Source organism: Streptomyces palmae, from assembly GCF_004684805.1.
Lineage (GTDB): Bacteria > Actinomycetota > Actinomycetes > Streptomycetales > Streptomycetaceae > Streptomyces > Streptomyces palmae.
Genome location: NZ_SRID01000566.1, coordinates 1 through 2,821 on the forward strand (window position 1 = coordinate 1; position 2,821 = coordinate 2,821).

Sequence of the window (2,821 nt, forward strand, 5' to 3'; positions counted from 1 at the left end):
CACCACCGCCACCAACCTCCCGCCCGCCCCGACCGGATGGGCGCCGGCGGTCGGCCATCGGGTCAGCCGGCGGTGGCCAAGGCGTGGCCGAGCACCGCCGGGGCCTCGGTGAGGGAGGGTCCGTACCAGGTCAGATGTCGTCCGCTGACCAGGGCGGCGGGCAGGTCGGGGAAGGCCTCCGGACCGTCCTGCGCGGTGAAGCGGTACGGCTCGTCGGGCAGCACCACCAGCTCCGCGCCCGAGGTCCGCAGCTCCTCCAGCGGGATCCGGGGGTAGCGCTCCGGATGGGCGGCGTAGAGCTGCCGGACGCCGAGCCGGCTGAGCAGGTCGCCGGCGAAGGTGTCCCGGCCCAGCACCATCCAGGGGCGGCGCCAGACGGGCACCACCGCGCGCCGCGCCGAGCCGCCGGGGCGCACGTCCCGCCAGGCGTCCCTGGCCTCGTCCAGCCAGTCGGGGCGGGGCAGTCCGCAGCCGGCCACCAGCACCCGGTCCAGCTCGGTGAACGCCTGCTCCAGGGTGCGCACCTCGGTGACCAGCACCCGGAGTCCGGCGGAGCGCAGCGCGCGCAGGTCCGGCTCGCGGTTCTCCTCCTCGTTGGCGATGACCAGGTCGGGCGCGAGGGCGGCGATCCGCGCGGTGTCCGGATTCTTGGTGCCGCCGATCCGTACCGCGCCCAGGCCGGCCGGGTGGGTGCACCAGTCGGTCACCCCCACCAGCAGTTCGGGGGCGGTGGCGGCCACCGCCTCGGTGAGCGAGGGCACCAGGGACACCACGCGCCGGACGGCGCCGCGAGGGCTCATGGCCCCACCGTATGCGGCGGCCGGTCGGCGCCTCCAGTGCGGGTGGCTCCGGAGTGCCCGGCCGCAGACGCGCCGCGGGCGGGGTACCGCGCCCTCGCGCCGTACCCCGCCCGTCCAGCGGCCGTGCCCCCGTGCCGCTATGCGGTCACTTGGCCGAGCCGCTGACCGGGGCCAGCTTGTCGACCACGCCGGGGTTCTCCTTCAGCCAGGCGCGGACGCCCTCCTCCTGGTTGTCCTTGCCCGCGTCCTGGATCGCCGACTCCAGGCTGGTGAGCTGCTTCTCGCTCAGCTTGAAGTCCTTCAGCCACTTGGCGACCTGCGGCTCCCGGTCCGCGAAGCCCGAGCGGGCCAGGGCGTGGATGCCGTCGCCGGAGCCGAAGACGCCCTTGGGGTCCTTGAGCTTGGTCAGCGGGTACTTGGCGTACGCCCAGTGCGGGGACCAGAGGGTGACCGCGACCGGTTCCTTCTTGGCGACGCTCCGCTTCAGCTGGGCGAGCATGCCCGCGGTGGACCCCTTGAGCAGCTTGTACTCGGAGTCCAGGCCGTACTCCGGAAGCACCTTGTCGCGCAGCAGCTTCATCTCGCCGGCGCCCGGCTCGATGCCGATGATCCGGCCCTTGAAGTCGCCGGACCTCCCCTTGAGGTCCTCCAGCGAGGTGACGCCCTTGACGTAGGACGGCACCGCGACCTCCAGCGTGGTCGGGCCGTACCAGCTGCCCAGGTCCTCCAGCTTGTCGCGGTACCGCTTCCAGTAGGACTCGTGGGTGACGGGCAGCCAGGAGTCGGTCTGCAGGTCGATGTCGCCGCGGGCCATGCCGGTGTAGAGCGAGCCGATGTCGTACATGGTCGCCTTGGCCTTGAAGCCGCGCTGCTCCAGGATCTCCTTCCAGAGATAGGTGGAGGCGACGCCCTCGTCCCAGTTGATGTATCCGATGTCGATCGTGCGGCCCTTGCCGACGTCCGCGGTGACCTTGGGCGCCTCGTCCTCCTCGGCGACCGCGTTCAGACCGCCGGCGAGCACACCGAGGACGACGACGCCGACCATGGCGACGGAGGTGGCGGGACGCCACTGAAGCACCTTCAGTCCGCCGGCGGCGGCAGCCTGCCGCTTGGCCAGGGCGCGTCGGCCCAGCGGGGAGACCCGCTGGTTGAGGGCGCCGGTCATCCGGTCCAGATACATGGCGAGGATGACCACCGCGATGCCGCCCTCGAAGCCGAGCGCCACGTCGACGTCCTGGATCGCCTCGTAGACGGAGGCGCCCAGTCCGCCGCCGCCGACCATGCCGGCGATGACCACCATGGAGAGCGCCAGCATGATCGCCTGGTTGACGCCGGCCATGATGGTGGGCAGGGCCAGCGGGAGCTGGACGCGGGTGAGGGTGCGTCCCGGGGCGGTGCCGAAGGCCTCCGCCGCCTCGACCAGTTCGGCGTCCACCTGGCGGATGCCGAGTTCGGTCATGCGTACCGCGGGCGGCATGGCGAACACGATGGTGGCGAAGACGCCGGGGACCACGCCGACACCGAAGAAGAAGATGCCGGGGATCAGATAGACGAAGGCGGGCATCGTCTGCATCAGGTCCAGCACCGGGCGAAGCGTCACGCTGACCGCCCGGCTGCGGGAGGCCCAGATGCCCAGCGGCACCGCCAGCACGATGGTGATCACGCCGGCGACCAGCACCAGCGAGAGGGTCTCCATCGCCTGGTCCCACTGCCGGATCGAGTCGATCAGCGCGAAGCCGGCGAAGGCCAGAACCGCCGGCAGCAGACCCCGCAGCCACCAGGCGAGCACCGCGAGGATGCCGGTGAGCAGCAGCGGGTCGGGGGCGGCGAGCACCTGGTGCACATGGTCGTACATGCCCTCGACGACCGAGGCGATGAAGTCGAAGAGCCAGGCGAAGTGGTTCTGGAGGAAGGTGACGCCGGAGTCGATCCAGCTTCCCAGTTCGAGCCTAGGCATCGGCGGCCTCCTTCTCCTTGGCGGTGTCGCTGCCCGGGCGCTGGGCGGGGGTCTTGGCCAGGGG

1 protein-coding gene and 1 pseudogene are annotated in these 2,821 nt (G+C 71.9%); both read right to left on the reverse strand.

The window, feature by feature from the left end; genetic code table 11:
- Window positions 1-62: 62 nt before the first annotated feature.
- Window positions 63-800, reverse strand: coding sequence for a helical backbone metal receptor (locus E4099_RS30955; RefSeq protein WP_135342418.1), 738 nt, complete (start codon window positions 798-800; stop codon window positions 63-65).
- Window positions 801-957: 157 nt separating this feature from the next.
- Window positions 958-2,757, reverse strand: a pseudogene (locus tag E4099_RS30960) (ABC transporter permease/substrate binding protein); the annotation flags it as partial.
- Window positions 2,758-2,821: the final 64 nt, after the last annotated feature.

Coding starts and splice junctions, on each gene's coding strand:
- E4099_RS30955 (WP_135342418.1), bottom strand. CDS start 800: ATGAGCCCTCGCGGCGCCGTCCGGCGCGTGGTGTCCCTGGTGCCCTCG.